Origin of the sequence: Marinobacter sp. CHS3-4 (genome assembly GCF_030053415.1) — a bacterium.
Taxonomy (GTDB): Bacteria; Pseudomonadota; Gammaproteobacteria; order Pseudomonadales; family Oleiphilaceae; genus Marinobacter.
Genome location: NZ_JASGBJ010000002.1, coordinates 252,729 through 269,570, shown reverse-complemented (window position 1 = coordinate 269,570; position 16,842 = coordinate 252,729). Strand labels below are relative to the sequence as shown.

The 16,842-nt window shown below is 54.0% G+C and carries 14 protein-coding genes; 5 read left to right on the top strand and 9 right to left on the bottom strand.

Features of this window, described 5'->3' with window-relative positions:
• Nucleotides 1-65 precede the first annotated feature (65 nt).
• The 3 genes from QLQ17_RS09200 to QLQ17_RS09190 are packed head-to-tail and all read right to left on the bottom strand — an operon-like array spanning nt 66 to nt 3,060.
• A complete protein-coding gene (locus QLQ17_RS09200) occupies nt 66-1,532 on the bottom strand; it encodes a PhnE/PtxC family ABC transporter permease (protein WP_283209290.1) in 1,467 nt (488 codons plus the stop codon).
• An 8-nt stretch (nt 1,533-1,540) separates the two neighbouring features.
• Nucleotides 1,541-2,191: an ATP-binding cassette domain-containing protein gene (locus QLQ17_RS09195; protein ID WP_283209289.1), complete on the bottom strand. Its 651-nt coding sequence runs from the start codon at nt 2,189-2,191 to the stop codon at nt 1,541-1,543.
• Nucleotides 2,191-3,060, bottom strand: a complete 870-nt coding sequence (locus QLQ17_RS09190; RefSeq protein WP_283209288.1) for a putative selenate ABC transporter substrate-binding protein — start codon at nt 3,058-3,060, stop codon at nt 2,191-2,193. The genes QLQ17_RS09195 and QLQ17_RS09190 overlap by 1 nt, the downstream gene beginning before the upstream one ends.
• A gap of 196 nt (nt 3,061-3,256) precedes the next feature.
• Between QLQ17_RS09190 and senB the strand changes: the two genes are divergently transcribed.
• Nucleotides 3,257-4,243, top strand: a complete 987-nt coding sequence (senB, locus tag QLQ17_RS09185; RefSeq protein ID WP_283209287.1) for a selenoneine biosynthesis selenosugar synthase SenB — start codon at nt 3,257-3,259, stop codon at nt 4,241-4,243.
• Here senB and selD read toward each other — a convergent pair.
• The 4 genes from selD to QLQ17_RS09165 all read right to left on the bottom strand — a co-directional run bounded on the left by selD (nt 4,227) and on the right by QLQ17_RS09165 (nt 9,297).
• Entirely contained in the window at nt 4,227-6,503 is a 2,277-nt protein-coding gene (gene selD, locus QLQ17_RS09180; protein ID WP_283209286.1) for a selenide, water dikinase SelD, read from the bottom strand. The genes senB and selD overlap by 17 nt on opposite strands.
• Nucleotides 6,503-7,147: a helix-hairpin-helix domain-containing protein gene (locus QLQ17_RS09175; RefSeq protein WP_283209285.1), complete on the bottom strand. Its 645-nt coding sequence runs from the start codon at nt 7,145-7,147 to the stop codon at nt 6,503-6,505. The genes selD and QLQ17_RS09175 overlap by 1 nt, the downstream gene beginning before the upstream one ends.
• Nucleotides 7,148-7,192: 45 nt before the next feature.
• The gene (locus QLQ17_RS09170; protein ID WP_283210139.1) at nt 7,193-7,594 is read right to left on the bottom strand and encodes a hypothetical protein; all 402 of its coding nucleotides are present in this window, start codon (nt 7,592-7,594) and stop codon (nt 7,193-7,195) included.
• Between the two features lie 170 nt (nt 7,595-7,764).
• Nucleotides 7,765-9,297, bottom strand: a complete 1,533-nt coding sequence (locus QLQ17_RS09165) for a bifunctional GNAT family N-acetyltransferase/carbon-nitrogen hydrolase family protein (protein ID WP_283209284.1) — start codon at nt 9,295-9,297, stop codon at nt 7,765-7,767.
• A gap of 186 nt (nt 9,298-9,483) precedes the next feature.
• Between QLQ17_RS09165 and QLQ17_RS09160 the strand changes: the two genes are divergently transcribed.
• Entirely contained in the window at nt 9,484-11,370 is a 1,887-nt protein-coding gene (locus QLQ17_RS09160; protein ID WP_283209283.1) for a methyl-accepting chemotaxis protein, read from the top strand.
• A 5-nt stretch (nt 11,371-11,375) separates the two neighbouring features.
• Here QLQ17_RS09160 and QLQ17_RS09155 read toward each other — a convergent pair whose 3' ends face one another.
• Nucleotides 11,376-12,230 (bottom strand): transporter substrate-binding domain-containing protein, encoded by an 855-nt coding sequence (locus QLQ17_RS09155; RefSeq protein ID WP_283209282.1) that lies wholly within the window; start codon nt 12,228-12,230, stop codon nt 11,376-11,378.
• A gap of 203 nt (nt 12,231-12,433) precedes the next feature.
• Here QLQ17_RS09155 and QLQ17_RS09150 point away from each other — a divergent pair, with 203 nt between their 5' ends.
• Complete coding sequence (locus QLQ17_RS09150; RefSeq protein ID WP_283209281.1) at nt 12,434-12,991, top strand: PaaI family thioesterase; 558 nt, start codon at nt 12,434-12,436, stop codon at nt 12,989-12,991.
• Here the strand turns inward: QLQ17_RS09150 and recQ are convergent.
• Nucleotides 12,949-14,814: a DNA helicase RecQ gene (recQ, locus tag QLQ17_RS09145; RefSeq protein ID WP_283209280.1), complete on the bottom strand. Its 1,866-nt coding sequence runs from the start codon at nt 14,812-14,814 to the stop codon at nt 12,949-12,951. The genes QLQ17_RS09150 and recQ overlap by 43 nt on opposite strands.
• Nucleotides 14,815-14,961: 147 nt before the next feature.
• On the opposite strand from recQ, the gene QLQ17_RS09140 reads away from it, so the two are divergent.
• On the top strand, nt 14,962-16,167 hold the full coding sequence (locus QLQ17_RS09140; protein WP_283209279.1) for a lysophospholipid acyltransferase family protein: 1,206 nt from the start codon (nt 14,962-14,964) through the stop codon (nt 16,165-16,167).
• Nucleotides 16,168-16,181: 14 nt separating this feature from the next.
• The gene (locus tag QLQ17_RS09135; protein WP_283209278.1) at nt 16,182-16,841 is read left to right on the top strand and encodes an alpha/beta hydrolase; all 660 of its coding nucleotides are present in this window, start codon (nt 16,182-16,184) and stop codon (nt 16,839-16,841) included.
• Nucleotide 16,842: the final 1 nt, after the last annotated feature.

Sequence of the window (16,842 nt, the reverse complement as noted above, 5' to 3'; positions counted from 1 at the left end):
GCCTCTAAACACTATTGGCCTGAATGACGCCGGTAATCTTCGGAACTGTGATGGGGTAGGCAGGATCAGCAGGTTGGCATGGTTTGTAAGGCCAATTTTCGGCGGATAAATCGTCCAAGAACGTCGATGCCAATGTTGAGAAGGGCGGTTATAACGATAAGGATCATGGCGCGGTCGAACTGAATGTTCTGAATGGCGCTGTCGACATAGAAGCCCAGGGTGTAGATGCCGAGGATGCCAAGAATGGCGGTTTCCCGCATGATGATTTCCCAGCGATAGAACAGGAACGCCAGGAACGAACGGTACACCCGTGGCACCAACTCGTAGGTATAGCGATTAAAACCAATCGGGGCATCCGGGCGGAGCCGGATCGCGCTTGTCTGCCGGCCAATCAAGTGGCCGATGATGCCGCCATTGTGCAACGCCAGCGCGATCACGGCAGGCAGCATGGACGGCCCCCAGAGCTGCAACAGAATATAAGCGAGAATGTATTCTGGCGTTGAGCGGACGACGACCAGAAAGATGTGGCCGCCGGTTCGGCGAACCGGCCCACCGAAATGAGCTGAAATCAGCGGAAACGCCAGTAACGCAATAATGCCGGTTGCCACGAGCGCAATCTGGGTCAACACCAGCGTATTCCAGATGCCCGGTAAGGCTTCCGTGACCATCACGTCGTTCAGCCATGTGAGCAGTCCTGAGAAGCCCTCTCCATTCCGAATGGGCGAGGGCACGATATCCTGCGTGAAAAAACGCTCAACGTTTCCCCAGACGATAGGCAGGCCTTCGCCCAGAAAAAAGGGTGCGCCCAACACGTAAATGGGCAGTAGCCTGGGCCTAACCCAGAGCGGCATGGTGGCTATCACGACGTAGAACAGAATCAGCATGGCGCCTGCCTCAGAGTAGTGCCCCTGAGAGAAAGCGGACTCCAGAAAGAAGCCAAGAGTAGGCAGGCCAACAAACCCGAGAATGGCGCTTGAACGCAGACCACATTCCAGGCGATACGCGGTGTAAGTGCGAAGCTGAACCCAGCAATCCGGAATACGGGTGTACAGGAATCGCGAAATGGTGCTTGTGCCCGGGGGCAGCAGACGGCCGGGCACCGGATCAGCTTCTTCAAGAATTTCGGAGTAGACTTTGGCGAAAATGCCAGAGTAGGGAATGGCGATAGCCAGCACGCCCGTCAGCGGATGAAAGCCAAAGAATTGCAGGAAGATAAGCGCCCAGAAGAGTTCGTGAATGGCGCGGATAAAGGCACAGAAGGTTCTTACGATGGGGTTTCGATAGACCAGGGACAACGCAAAACCACAGAGGCTGCCCAGGGCCACCCCAACGAAGGCGAAGGCTACGGTTCGCAGAAGGGCAACGGCCACGCCTTCAGAACTGAAAAAATCCGGTGTGACAACACCCAGAAAGAATCGTCCCAGGTCTTTCCAGGGGTTTGCTGCGGTGATTGCAATGTCGGCAAACAAGAGTGCGACCAGAGCAATGCCAAGGAAAAGAAAGCTGACTCGTACCGTGGGGGAGGAAAACATGGGGCGCGTCAGTACAAAGGCGAAATGTCGGCAGGCGTCAGGCGCTCGCTGGCTTCATCCAGGGCAATCTGCCCATCCTGAATGCCGACAATCCGTGTGCAGTATTTCAGGGCCAGCTCCACGTCGTGCATCGCAATCACGCTGGTGTCAAAGCGCCCGCTTAAGGTTTTCATAACCAGATGAGCCATAGGGCCATCCAGTGCCGACACTGGCTCGTCCGCCAACAATAGATTCGAATGTCGGAAAAGGGCGCGGGCAATCGCCACCCGCTGTCGCTGTCCTCCGGAAAGAGACGCCGTTGGCATCCATATTTTTTCGGGCATGGACAAATCTTTCAGCAGGCCACGAACTGCGTTTGAATCTTTCGCGAAAGGCCGTATCAACGTAAGGGTGTTGTACCAGGCCGAATGGGCGTCCAACTGTCCCATAAATACGTTATGGAACACTGGCAAGGCGTTCACCAGGCCCAGGTCCTGGGGTACCAGCGACGACGCACGACCGACCTGCTGATGTATAAGGCTGATGAGTGTGGATTTACCCGCACCGCTGCGCCCGACAAGGGCCACCTTTTCGCCCTTTTTAACACTAAGGGAGAGCGGGCCAATCACCCTCTCTCCCCCGAATGAGGCCGTAAGGCCAGTCAGATCAAATCCTGACATTAATCAATGATTCCGATCTGTTTTCCAACCACTTCGATGGGCTTGTAGGCGTCATTGGACACCGGGATAAAGCCGGAACGAGGGAAGCTGTTCAAAAGCTCCTTGTCTTTCATGTTCAGCAGCGCCTTTTGAACGCGATCCGTAAAGCCTTCACCAAAGCGTTCGTCGGCGTCACCGCGGATACTCCACTGATAGTTGGGATAGCTGGGTGTTGTCCAGATGACCTTTACGGCGTCCTGATCGACATTTCCCGCTTTGGTTTCCTTGTCCCAGACTGAAAAATTGATGGCGCCAACATCATAGGTGCCTGCTTCTACCAAACGGAGAGTGCGGGTATGGTTACCACTAAAACCAACGCGGGAGAAAACGTCTTCTGGCGCTTCGCTGAATGCTTCGCGGATGTAGTATTCAGGAATCAAACGGCCAGACGTCGATCCCTTTGAACCGAAGGTGAAGGTCTTGCCGCGCAGTTCGTCGCTTAACTCGTCCATTTCGTTCAGGCCGGTGCTTTCGTGCGCAATGATGTGGCTGTAAAACGCTTTGTCTTCGACGCCTTGCGCGATCGCCTGAGAACCAGGGACCAGAGAGCGTGCCTGCACTCCAGACAGACCGCCAAACCAGGCTAGCTGAACCTGATTGTTGCGAAACGCAGAAACGGCAGCAGCGTAGGACTTAACCGGAATATAGCGAACGTCTACCTCAAGATTCTCTGACAAATAATCTGCGATACCACGAAACCTTTCGACCAACTTGGTTTCGTCTTCGTCGGGGATAGCAGTGAAAACCAGCGTCTGGGCCGAAACAGCTGCGGAGAACGCGAACAACAAACCACTTGCTGCGGCAAACTTCCGTATCAGATTCAGGGCCATTTGAATGTCCTTTTTGTAAGGGATGAATGATTCTTATCAAAGTCGACTTGTGTCTTGTAAGGTACCGAAAATACAGGCCCAAACAGCATACCGTGATTTACGGCGAGTCGGAACATGTATACGATTTGATAGGCCAAACGGCTTAGTTTGAACAAAAAAATGACTGATTTTCTCAACGCACAGAATTGGGCCAAACATGCAGATTGTTCTTATTACGCCTGCGCCTGCGGGGTCTCGGGCCGGCAACCGGGCCACAGCGGAGCGCTGGGCCGAGCTGCTCGAGCAAGACGGGCATCAGGTCTGCATTGTAACGGAATACAACCCTGACTTGCCCTGTGATTTGCTGATTGCACTTCACGCCTGGCGCAGCCACGATGCGGTGCAGCAATTCCGGATGGATTATCCCACCAAGCCACTGGTTATTGCACTCACCGGCACCGATATTTACGACCACCAATACCGGTTTCCACAAGAAACGGCTTATTCGATGGAGCAGGCCGACTGCCTGATTTGCCTCCATCGACAGGTTGACCAGGATATCCCCGACCAATTCAGGCAAAAACTGATCACCGTTCTGCAATCGGCCGCGTTATCCAGCAGAGAGACTGGCTCTCGTGGGGAAGGTTTCCAGATTTGCGTAATCGGGCATCTTCGTGATGAAAAGGATTCGTTGCGCGCTGCGCTGGCCGCCCGTTTGCTGCCAGCGAATTCGGGTATCCGTGTGCTTAATGCTGGGAAGGCTCACACAGCCGAGTGGGAAAACCGGGCTAGAACAGAGCAGGAGACGAATCCACGTTTCCGTTGGATGGGTGAAATAGGGCGCGATGAAACCCGGCGGCTGATGCAGGATTCCGACGTGATGGTGATCAGCTCGATCATGGAGGGTGGCGCAAACGTTGTTTCCGAAGCGTGCCGTATGGGGCTGCCGATTCTGGCCTCGGACATTCCGGGCAATACCGGTTTGCTGGGGCCTGCGTACCCTGGCTATTTTCGTACTGGTGACGAAAAAGACCTAGCGGCACTGATGCTGAAAGCTGAACAGAATCCGCAATTCGTCAGGGAGCTGGAGGCCGCCGTTGCCAAGCTGGCCTCCGACTTCAGCCCGGAGAACGAGAAAGCGTCGCTCGCTGCCGCCGTGACAATGGCGACAACTCAGCGATCAGAACTCACTCGGTCAGGGTGATTGGCTCTATGGGACCGCTCTCGTCCTGAGGCAGAATTCGCCCGATGATAGCCGTATGGGGATAACCCAGCGATTTCAGCTCAGCCACACAGGCATCCACTTTATCCGCAGGCACACTCGCCATGAGACCGCCCGCGGTTTGTGGATCGAATATCAGCGGGTACCTTGGATGCTTGACCCATTTTTCCTGATCCCGAATGCCACGGCGCAGGCGGATGTTAGCCGGTTGAAGTGAACTGAGAATGCCGGCTGCAGCGGTTTCTTCTGCACCCGGCAGAACCGGAATAGCGCTCAGGTTCAACTCTGCATCGACCCCAGACGGCCGGGTCATTTCCACCAGGTGACCCAGAAGCCCAAAACCGGTCACATCCGTGCAAGCCCTGGAACCATAGCGACGCAGGCATTCAGCAGCGGACTTGTTGGAATGAATCATGGAGGCCAGCGCGCTGTCGATCCATCGACCCTTTGCTTCAAGTTTTGCATGAGCCGCAAACAGGGTGCCGGTGCCAATGGGTTTGGTCAGAATCAGGGCATCGCCTGCCCGCAATCCGCCTTTGCTCATGACCTCTTCAGGGTCGATAAAGCCATTCACCGCAAAGCCCAGCGCCAGTTCCTTTCCCTCACCGGTATGGCCACCCACCAGCGCACAACCGGCTTCGTTCAGTACCTCAACGGCACCCGACATCATCTGGTAAACCACATCTTCGACCTTGGATTCAATGCCGTAGGGCACGGTGGCAACCGCCGTGGCACTCTGAGCTTCTGCACCCATGGCAAAGACATCGCCCAGTGCATGATTGGCTGCGACTCGTCCGAAAATGTAAGGGTCGTCTATGAACGCCCGGAAAAAGTCCACGGTGTGAACAACGGCTTTTCCCTCAGGCACCTTGAGTACGGCTGCATCATCCGGCGAATGCAGGCCTATGATGATGTCATCCCGTTCAATGGGTTTAAGTTCCCCCAGGGCCCGGGAGAGCACCGTGCTGCCAACCTTGGCACCACATCCGCCACAGCGCATCGCAACGGCGGAAATAGCCTGCGACGCTTCTTCCGGGTTTTGAGCGGCGCCCGTGTCGGGCAGGGCAGCTTCCTGCTCCATGGCGGGAAGGTCGTTAAATTTCGCCATGAACCGGTGGTCGATCCAGTTTTTCCATTGCCATACCCAGGCCCCGGAGAAAGACCGGTCTCCGCGGGAGGCAATGGCGTATTTATCACCGGTACTGATCAGCGCAAGCCATTTCTTTTGCGGTTTGAACGGCTTGGGGCTTTGACCAAGCGCCAGACGCTTCAGGTTGTCCGCCAGCGGACGCCCCTGGCGAACCGCAAATACCCCCGCTTTCTCGCGAGGATGATTCACCACATTGGCGATGTCGCCGGCGGCGAAGATATTTTCGTCGGATTCGGTCTGAAGGGTATCCCGGGTCCGGATAAATCCACCTTCATCCAGAGCCAGGCCGGTGTCCTCAAGCCAGGCAGGTCCGCCAGCGCGCGTTACCCATAGAACATGGTCTGCCCGTACAGTCTCCCCGCTGTCTGTTTTCAGCGTTTGCCCGTCAAGTCCGGACACAGCGGCGCCTAGGTGTACCTTGACGCCACGCTGTTTCAGGGTTTCCTCAAACAGGCTTCGAACCTTGTCATTGTGGGTGGGCAGGATCCGGGGCTGGGCATCGAATAAATGGAACTGAAGTTGATCGGTATCGTGGCCACGTTTTTTCAATTCGTTCTGCAGCCTGAACTGCATTGCCAGTGTAAGTTCAACACCCCCGGCACCGGCACCTACGACGGCAACACTCAAAGGGCCGTCGTGATTTTCAAGCTGAGACAGCAAAGACAGCCAACGCTGGTTGAATCCGTTAATTGGTTTGACCGGCACAGCGTGCTCACTGGCACCATCGACTTCGCTTACCCGCGGCGAGGAACCAATGTTGATCGACAACAGATCATAGGGAACGTTCGGGCGAGAGCGACACAGTACCTTTTTGGACCGGCGATCAATGCCAATAGCTTCATCACGGTAAAAACGCGCTCCGGCATATTCAGCAAGGCGACTGAGGTCGATATGGACTTCGTCGTAGCTGTAGTGTCCGGCAACGTAACCGGGCAGCATTCCGGAATAGGGTGTATGGGTGTCACGACAGATGAGGGTAAGGCGGACGCCAGGCACGGGGTCCATCGCAAAACGCTTAAGGACCCCGACATGGCTGTGTCCACCGCCTATCAGGACAATGTCCCGTAATACAGGCTGGTCAGTTTGTTGCATTAAAGAAGTTTCTTGGCCTCTGCGCTGAAGGTGCTAAAACCTTTTACGTTGCTGAACGCAGCTAGCTTCTCCTGGTCAGCGGCGGATGGATTGGCAATCTGTTCGATGCTGCTGATGCCTGCCTCTTTCATTTTCTTGGCAGTGGCGGGCCCAATACCCTTAACGCGTGTCAGGTCGCCGTTGTCAGCGGCCTTTGCTGGAGCCTTCTTCGCAGCGGGCTTTTTAGCGGCGGTTTTCTTGGCCGCAGGTTTCTTCGCAGCTGTTTTCTTGGCCGCAGGTTTTTTAGTGCTCGCTTTCTTGGTCTTGGATGCAGTCGATTTTTTCTTGCCTGCAGACGCCTTGGATTTACCTTTTGAACCAGAGCCGGAAATACCGAGACGTTCCATGACGCTGTTCTGCAGTTCATGGAATTCGTCCATGCGACGATCAAATTCATCGGTGAACCGTTTTACTTCACGGTCCCGCAACTCATCAACTTCTTTCAACAGTTTTTTGACCGGCTCCTGAATCTGGTTCTGAAGCCCATCGAACTGCTTGAGAGCATCGTTGATCAGCTTCTCGATGCGCTCGGAGCTCTTTTCAAATTCCTTGTTGACTCGCTCGACGACTTTGTCGACGTTTGGTTTGCTGGCTTTCTTGCCCATGAGCACTTTCTCCTGATGGTTCAGTAGCGACTTTAGTGAAGTGGTTCAGGCCGATTGGCGAATGCTGGACGCAGGTCCTGTTGCACGCCTTGATCTGAGTGACTGCTTCTTGCTAAGCACATCCCTTATGCGCCGGAGTTTGCCTGGCAAACCCGCTTGATCGTCCGAGTTAAGTTCTGAAAAATCAATGGAATAAAAGAAGTTGCTGCAATGTTTTCTGCGCTCAGTAACCAGTCCGTTAATGCCGTCTGCCCGAATGTCGTCAAAAGGCATTTCCATAACTAGATCGAGTACCAGCGTGTCGCCTGGCTCGAACAGCTTGTCGGTCTTCATCACGCAACCATAGTCGTCCAGCTCAAACAGGGCAGCCTGAACCCGTTCCCTACGGCGGAACAGACCCTGTTTTACGTTGAAATGCGCAAATAGATCTGGAAGCGCTTCGTTCATTGTCAGCATAAGTGTTATCTACAGACTGTCTGTTTCAAGTCAATTAACGGCCTACAAATGTAAAAAAAGCCAAACACTGGTTAAACAATAGCCATACTGGAAATGTTTGGCAATTTATTCAGGCTCATACGTTCCATGTCTCACTGTCATTTGAAGTCAATAACGGCCAATCAGTCAGAATTTTTCAGGGTATTGACCTCGTAAATATCCGTGCGCCGATCTTTCCTGTTCGTGACCGACCCTTCGTTCCTGACCAGTTTCAGCTTCTCCAGGTCCATGTCAGAGAACATGATCATCTCGGTATTCGGCGTTGTTTCGGCCATCACTGCGTCATGGGGGAAGGCGAAATCTGACGGTGAGAACACCGTTGACTGGGCGTATTGAACGTCCAGATTTTCAACCTTCGGAAGGTTTCCAACGCTGCCGGTGATCACCACATAACATTCGTTCTCAATAGCCCGAGCCTGTGCACAATTCCGCACGCGCAAGTAGCCATTTTTGGTGTCTGTCCAGAAGGGGACGCAGATGATGTCGACATCCTCAGCGGCGGCGAGGCGACCCAGTTCCGGGAATTCGATGTCGTAGCAGATCATGATGGCCACGCGGCCCGCGTCGGTGTCGAACACCTGGAAGCGGTCACCACCTTCAATGACCCAGTCCCGACGCTCGTGTGGGGTGATATGAACTTTCCGCTGCTCGTCGACTCGCCCGTCCCGGTGGCAAAGATACGACACGTTGTAGACACGATCATTTTCCAGCAATGGCATCGAGCCGGTAATGATGTTGATGTTGTAGCTAACTGCCATCTCAGACATCTCGCTACGGAACTGCTCCGTAAAGCCAGCCAGGAACCGTATGGCACGGGTTTGGTCCATCTGGTCTGTCAGGCCCATCAGGGGTGCGTTGAAAAACTCCGGGAACAGTGCAAAGTCACTTTTGTAATCAGACAGAGCGTCGACAAAGTATTCAACCTGTTCCAGAACCTCATCCACCGACGTAAATTCCCGCATTTGCCACTGAACAGCGCCGAGCCGGACCTGAGTCTTCTTGGCATTCAAAAGCGACGAAGGCGGCGTATAGAGAATGTTTCGCCATTCCAGCAACGTTGCGTAGCCCTGAGACTTCTCGTCTTCAGGCAAATACTTGTGCATCAGGCGTGTGACCTGGAAATCGTTCGACAGCTGGAAGGTCAGAATGGGGTCGTAAATGTCTTTCCGGTCGACCCTCTGGATATATTCTTCCGGCGAACACTGATCCGAGTACTTGAAATAGCCAGGAATACGACCACCGGCCAGGATGGCCCTCAGGTTCATTGAGCGGCAGAGCTCCTTGCGCGCTTCATACAGCCGTCGACCCAGGCGATAGCCGCGATAATCGGGGTGTACCAACACGTCCAGCCCGTAAAGAGAGTCACCTTTGGGGTTATGCCAGATCTTTTCGTTGCGCAGAATCAGGTCGTCGTAGGTGTGAGGATTGCTGAACCTTTCATATTGAACGCACACCGTTAACGCCACAGCTACCAGCTCGCCAGATTCCTCAATGCACATTTGCCCATCGGGAAACTGATCCACAAGACCTTTAATGGTGTCCTCAGGCCAGGAGCCGCCTATGTCGTCATAGATCCTGTCCATCAGTACCTGAAGTTGTGGGTAGTCCTGGGTTTCAAGATTACGAAGATTCAGATGAAGTTCTTCGTGGGCCATAGAAACAGCTCCGGTCGGGTGATTTTGGTGAATATCCCAAAAATGTCTGATTTGAGGCTATATTTTATCAGAGTCGGTTGCACACTTAATATTCATTACGGTTAAAGACTTTCACGGAATACCGTTAAAGACTTTTCATGATGTGCCGAACAATAAGCATTAAGAACTTATAAAAGGGTCATTGCGATGAATCTGAGTTTCGGGCAAAAGCTGTTGATTGCTTTTAGCGTACTGTTGGTGCTGGTCATGGGAGCGTTTACCTTCAGCGGAAATCTCAGGCTTCAGAATACAACCGACACCTATGTCGAAGCCCTCATCGACGACACGGTGGCTCAGAGTACCCAGAGCATCGCGGATTGGCTGAATACGCGACTTGAAATGACCACCGCCACAGCCAAGGCACTGGAATCATCGACCTCAGACGAAGAAGCTCGAGTCGTTCTGGCCCAGGCGACCTCCGGCGGTGGTTTTATCGATGTGTACGTCGGTCGTGACGATGGCTATATGTTGATGAAAGATGACAAATCCGAAGCCACTCTTCCGGATGATTATGACCCTAGAGTCCGGCCCTGGTTCAAAAAGGCCAAGGCAACAGGTAAGGCATCCTTTACAGAACCCTATCTGGATGCGGGTACGGGCGGAACGATTATTTCCACTCTTGCCCCTGTATCACGCGGTGACTTCCAGGGTGTTGTGGGCGGCGATATTGCTCTGAAGACGATTGAAGAGCTGCTGTCGACCGTCACGCTTGCCGATACTGGCTACGCCACGCTGATCAATAAAGCTGGGACGGTTCTGTTCCATCCGGACAAAAAGTTGGTGGGCAAGAAGATCAAAGCCTTGTTGAATGAGGCGCCCAACCTGGATGGAGAGCCACACAACTACGAAACTGAGGAGGCTGACTGGTCTGCCCGGTTCCACCAGATCAAGAACGCCCGTGGCGTAGACTGGTATCTGGGCACATTCGTCAACCTGGATAAGCTCAACGCACCGGTTCAGCAGGCCCGCATCACTGGTCTGATTATTGCGGCCGTGGGTTTGATTATCTCTCTCGTGATTCTCCGGTTCGGTATCCGCGCGCTTATGGCACCAGTTCGCCGCTTGAATGTTGCAATGGCTGACATTGCCAGCGGTGACGCTGATCTGACAAACCGTCTGGATGACAGTGCCAAAGACGAATTCGGAGAATTGGCGTCTGGTTTCAATCAGTTCGTTGCGAACATACAAACCGTGGTTAATGATGTTCAGCGGGGTACCGCTGAGCTCAAGGAAAACGTGACATCGTTGCGTCAAACGGCCAGTACCAGCCGTCACAGTGTAGAGATGCAGCAGGCGGAAATTGATCAGGTAGCAACAGCAATCAACGAGATGTCGGCGGCGGCTGCCGAGATTGCCCAGAACGCCCAGCAAACGGCCGATGCGTCCCAGAATGCCGATTCCGACAGCCGCGAGTCACTAGAGACCGTGTCGGCCTCCCGCGATGCGGTCCAGAAGCTGTCTAAAGAGATCGGCGCGGCGACGGAAGTTATCGATAAGCTCGGCAAAGACGTCACAGACATTACATCGGTTCTGGAAGTCATTCAGGGCATTGCGGAGCAAACCAACCTGCTGGCGTTGAATGCTGCTATCGAGGCTGCCCGGGCTGGCGAAGCAGGGCGAGGTTTCGCAGTGGTTGCTGACGAAGTTCGCAATCTTGCCCGTCGAACGCAGGACAGTACTGAAGAGATCAATAGTATGATTGAGAAACTTCAGAACGGCGCGAAGAATGCGGTAGAAGTGATGCAGGCATCCACCGCGGTATCAAACGTGAGTATGGAAAAAGCGCAGGACGCGATGGATTCATTGAAGCGAATCGCAGACGCGATTACCTCAATCAGTGAAATGACGACCCAGATTGCCACCGCATCTGAGGAACAGACTTCGGTTACCGAAGAGCTGAATTCATCCATCACCCGGATTGCGGATCAGGGGCAGGAGGCCGCAACCGCTGCCAGCGAAAACGACGTATACAGTGGTCAGATCGAGTCTATTGGTACATCGCTGAGCGACAACGTTTCCCGCTTCAAAGTGTAAGGAGGCTATTCGCGCATCTGCTCGATGCGCTCTCGAAGCTCCTGGAGCGTTCTCTGGCCAATGTCCCAGGACTCTTGACCCAGAAAAGGGTTGTCAAGCACGAGCACATTCCGCTCACCCAGGTTCAGCTCCTCAATGGCCTGGCCGTAGTATCGGTCGAGATAATTGGCAAAGCTGCCGTCCAGGATAGCTCGCTCCATGCCCAGTTGCAGTCGATGAGCTGCATCGAAATCATCTCTGCTGACGAAAAAGAATGAGGGCATGGGATAGGCAATCAGAACGCCGGGTTCTACCACATATTCCGGATTGTTCTCCAGACGAAGATCGTAGAGCACTTCACTGACGCCCCTGGCAAAACAGTCGAAACGATCGTTGTCCAGCATCCGGAACAGGATTTCATATCGCGAGTGGGTTACTACCTGCACACCATTGACCTTCAATATGCTGGTGTCGGGCCAATGGGTACCCTGCCCAATGCGAATGTCCCGCCGGGAAAGATCCTGGATGGTCTTAATGCCTTCGAATTTCTTCAGGTCGTCTTTTCTGACCACGCACACGCGAAGGCCCAGCAAGCCGCCGTCTATTGGAATGGGAATGGCGCTCAGCTCTTTTTCCCGCCGGCTGTCGCTGGCAACGTTAATGATGTCCAGAAGATCCGATTCCGGGTTCTTCAATTCCCTGATGGCACGCCCCTGGGACATTTCAGTGCTTCTGGCAAGGGTATAGGGGCCGTATTCCGGGGTTTTCTCAAAGGCGAGTTTGACCAACGCCCGAACAGGGGGGCTGTCGTAGTTGCGGTACCAGAGCAGGAACCGATCCGGGTCCTGAATCTGATCTGCCTTTACTTCGAGAGCCTGCACAGGAGTTGCCAGATGCAAAACTACAGCGATAGAAAGGGCGAGATTCCCTCGCCGAAGACACTTCATCCGTTCACAACTCATGCTTCCTTTGCTTTACACTAAGCGAATAGTTTCGGCTGGTTGATATCAATACGGTCTTATTCTAGATCAGAATCCGCCGGGCAACAGCGTTGAATTGTTAATCATTGTTTTGGGGTAAACGAATGGCGTGGATCGACAATGTAATTGGTGCGACAGGGCAGTGGGTGGCCGGTTCTGACCCAGAGGCGGGCCTGGGCTCACCTCTGAAGTGGTTGCGCAAAACCAGCGGTTATGCCGCTGTGAATCGGATTATCGGACTTTCCATTCCTTTTGCGCCCCGCAACGGTTTTCGCGTCGTCGAATTGCGGCCGGGTTACGTCAAGGCGCACATTCCGCTAAAGGGCAATAAAAATCACTTTGGCAGCCTATATGCCGGGGCCTATTTCCTGGTGGCTGAAATACCGGGCGGGGTGTTGACCCTGTTTGATCTTGGTCCGGCCTACACTCCGATTCTGAAAGAAATGACGTTGAAGTTTCTGCAAGCGGCCAATTCCGATGTGGTTGTTGAATTTTCACTGGATGAGGAAGCTGTAGAAGCGATAAAAGCCGAAGCGGATTCAACCGGCCGGGCCGCCTTCGAGCTGGAGGGCCTGATGTACGATCAGGAGGGAAACCACGTGGCTACTTCCGTCGCTCATTATCGGGTTCGCAAGAAAGGCTTCAGCGCGGATAGGAACTGAGCGCCGTACTTCTCCAATTTGGCAGCGCCAACGCCCGTGATGTCGGCCATATCGGCCAAAGTCGCGGGCTGTTTTTCAAGGATTTCGAACAATGTGGCGTCGTGAAAAATAACGTAAGGCGGAACGCCTTTTTCCTCGGCCAGCGCCTTTCTGCAAGCCCGCAGTGCCTCCCAGGCTTCCTTGTCTTCGACTTCATCGACGTATTTACGGTTGCGGCTTGAACTTCCGCCAGACGCTCTGGTTTTGCCCGGTTTTTGAACGGGGTCCTTTCTAAGCTCGATATCCACTTCGCCTTTCAAAAGAGGCCGACACTCTTCGGTCAATTGCAGTGCACCAAACCCATCCGGATCAGCCCGAAGGTAACCGTTTGCGACAAGTTGGCGAAACACAGATTTCCATTCGTTCGCTGACAGTTCCTGACCAATACCGTAGGTGGATACAGCCTGATGGCCGGACTGAATAATCCGTTCGTTTTCAGAACCCCGCAGAACATCGATCAGGTAAGTGACGCCAAATCGTTGGCCGGTACGGAAAACGCAGGATAGAGCCTTCTGCACAGCCACTTTCCCGTCCCAGGTTTCTGGTGGGTTCAGGCAGGTATCGCAGTTTCCGCAGGGGGTGTCCAGCGTGTCACCAAAGTAGCGAAGTAGCACCTGACGCCGACATTGGGTGACTTCACAAAGCCCCAGCATTGCATCCAGCTTCTGCCGTTCTACTCGCTTGAATTGGTCGTTCCCCTGTGACGCTTCCAGCATTTGCCTCAGTTTGATGACATCCTGAAGGCCATACACCATCCAGGCAGTGGAGGGTTTTCCGTCGCGGCCCGCACGCCCGGTTTCCTGGTAATAGGCTTCCAGGCTTTTGGGCAGGTCCATGTGAGCGACAAATCGAACATCGGGTTTGTCGATACCCATGCCAAAGGCGATGGTGGCAACGATAATAATGCCGTCTTCCCTCAGGAAGCGCTCCTGGTGGCTAGCCCGCGTGCGGGCGTCCAGCCCGGCGTGGTAGGGAAGCGCCGCATAGCCCTGCTTCTGAAGCAACTTGGCGGTTGCGTCCACTTTGTTTCGGGACAGGCAATAGACAATGCCACAGTCACCGCTGTGCTCTGCTGATATAAAATCCAGGAGTTGCCGGTTGGCGTTGGTTTTTGCGGCGATACGGTACTGGATATTCGGCCGATCAAAACTGCTGACAAAATGACGAGCCCGGGTCAGTGACAGCCGTTCAGCGATTTCCTTGCGGGTGCGTTCATCGGCGGTTGCCGTCAGTGCGATTCTGGGTATGCCTGGAAACTCCGTGGCCAAACGGGTGAGTTCCAGGTAGTCGGATCTGAAATCATGTCCCCACTGGGAAACGCAGTGCGCCTCGTCGATAGCAAACAGTGACAGCGAAGCTTCCTTGAGAAGATTCAGGGTGCGCGGCTGAATCAACCGCTCTGGTGCGCAGTAGAGCAGGTCAAGCTCACCGGTCATCAGTGCGTTTTCGGTGTCCATGGCTTGATCAACGTCCATGGTCGAGTTCAGGAAAGCGGCTTTTACCCCCAGTTCTTTCAACGCTGCGACCTGATCCTGCATCAGAGCAATCAGGGGCGAAATCACCACGGCGGTGCCGGTTCGAACGAGCGCCGGCACCTGGTAACAGAGAGATTTGCCCCCGCCAGTCGGCATCAGTACCAGGGCATCACCACCAGCGACGACTTCCCGTATGATGTCGCCCTGCAACAGCCGGAAAGATTCGTACCCGAACACCCGGTGAAGAACGTCTTCGGGGCTTTCTCCGGTCGTTTCGGGGCGAACGGTGCTTAACTGCTCAAAATCCATAGTGTATTCGAACCGGTCGGGTGCCAAGAGCGTGCGTTTAGTAGGGGGTTCATTGCGAACGCGCTATGGTACCAGAAACGCAAAAGACAGGCGGGGGCTTTGGAGGCTACAATACCGCTTTTTCTGCAATCAACGGACAGGAAATTCATGCAGGACTTTGATGCCATCCGCCCATACGGCGATGACGAAACCCAAACGGCAATCAATCAATTGGTCCGGGACACTGAGTTTCTGGACATGATTGGCCGTTTCAAAGCGCCAGTTGTTTCGCGGTGGGCGCCAGCCCTGTTACGGGGCTGGATTCGACGCTGGTTGATACGCCAGTTTGGCCAGGTAACCAGGATCAACGATCTGCAGGCAAAGTTGTCCGGGTATGTGGGGGATCTGGTGGGGGACACCACCAGTCGGGTCACCCAGAGCGGTCTGGAGAACCTTAATAAAACCGGCGCTTATCTGTTCATTTCCAATCACCGGGACATCGTGTTTGATCCCATGGTGGTGAACTACCTTCTGTTCGCCAACGGCTTTAATACCACGCGAATTGCGATCGGCGATAACCTGCTGTCGAATCGTGTATTTGCGGAAATGATGCGGCTAAACAAGAGCTTTGTGGTTCGTCGGAACATGACCAGCCCGCGTGAGATGCGTGACGCCTACCTGACGCTTTCCGGGTTTATCAACCACAGCATCGATAACAACGAGAGCATATGGATTGCTCAGCGGGAAGGGCGGGCAAAGGACGGGCTGGACTGTACAGACCCGGCGATCATCAAGATGTTTTATATGAGCCGGAAGAAGACCGGCCTGAGTTTTGCCGAAGCCATGAACCGTTTGCACATTGTTCCGGTGTCGATCGCTTACGAGTATGACCCCTGTGATCTGGACAAGGCCCGTGAGCTGGAGACCCGCGCCAGAACCGGCCAATACGCGAAAACCAAAGACGAAGACACCGAATCCATCATGAAAGGCCTGACCGGCTACAAGGGTCACGTGCACGTGCATTTCGGAAAGCCAATTGCCGATGCAGAAGACAACCCCAAAGAATTTGCCGCCAGAATCGACCACGAAATGCACGCCAATTACCATCTGCACTTATCCAATCTGGTGGCCTATCAGCAGCGATCCATTCATCCAGATGCCCGTAGCACGGAAGACTTTGTCAGTGATTCTGTGGTAACGGCAGAAACCTGGTCGCCTGCCGATATTGACGCGGCCGAAGCGGAAATGAAGCGGCGGCTGGACGCCTGTGCTCCGGCCGCGCAGCCGTATCTTCTGGATATGTACGCAAACCCGGTGGTGAGCGCTCTGGAAGCGAATGGCCGAAATCCGTCTCCAAACGAATCTTCGAACTGATTTCTGAGGTATTTGTGGAAGCTTTGAAAACCATTGAGATAGAAACCAATTCCAACCCGACAGCCTCTGTGATCTGGCTTCATGGGCTGGGCGCAAGTGGCCATGATTTTGAGCCCGTTGTTCCAGAACTTGGCTTGCCTTCAGACGCGGCCGTGCGCTTTATTTTCCCACACGCACCGAACCTGCCAGTGACCATCAACGGTGGCATGAGAATGCCTGCCTGGTATGACATTCGGGCGATGGACATTGACCGGGTGGTGGACACCGAGCAATTGATGGCTTCTTCGGATGCTGTGGCAAAGCTGGTCGATCAAGAGATCGAACGTGGTGTCAGCAGCGATAACATTGTGATTGCCGGATTTTCCCAGGGTGGGGCTGTCGCTTACGAGTTGGGGCTGAGTTATCCCAAGCGACTGGCCGGAATCATCGCGTTATCAACCTATTTTGCGACAGCTAAAACCGTAAAGATCTCTGATAGTAACCGTGACATTCCCATCAAGGTCTACCACGGTTCGTTTGACCCGATGGTGCCAGAGTCTCTGGGGCGCAAAAGTGTGGAGCAGCTAAAAGAGTTAGGGTTCAGCCCGTCTTACCAGACCTATCCGATGGAACACAGTGTGTGCCTGGAAGAGATCGTCGATATCGGTGAGTTTCTGAAAGCACACGTTCTGTGAT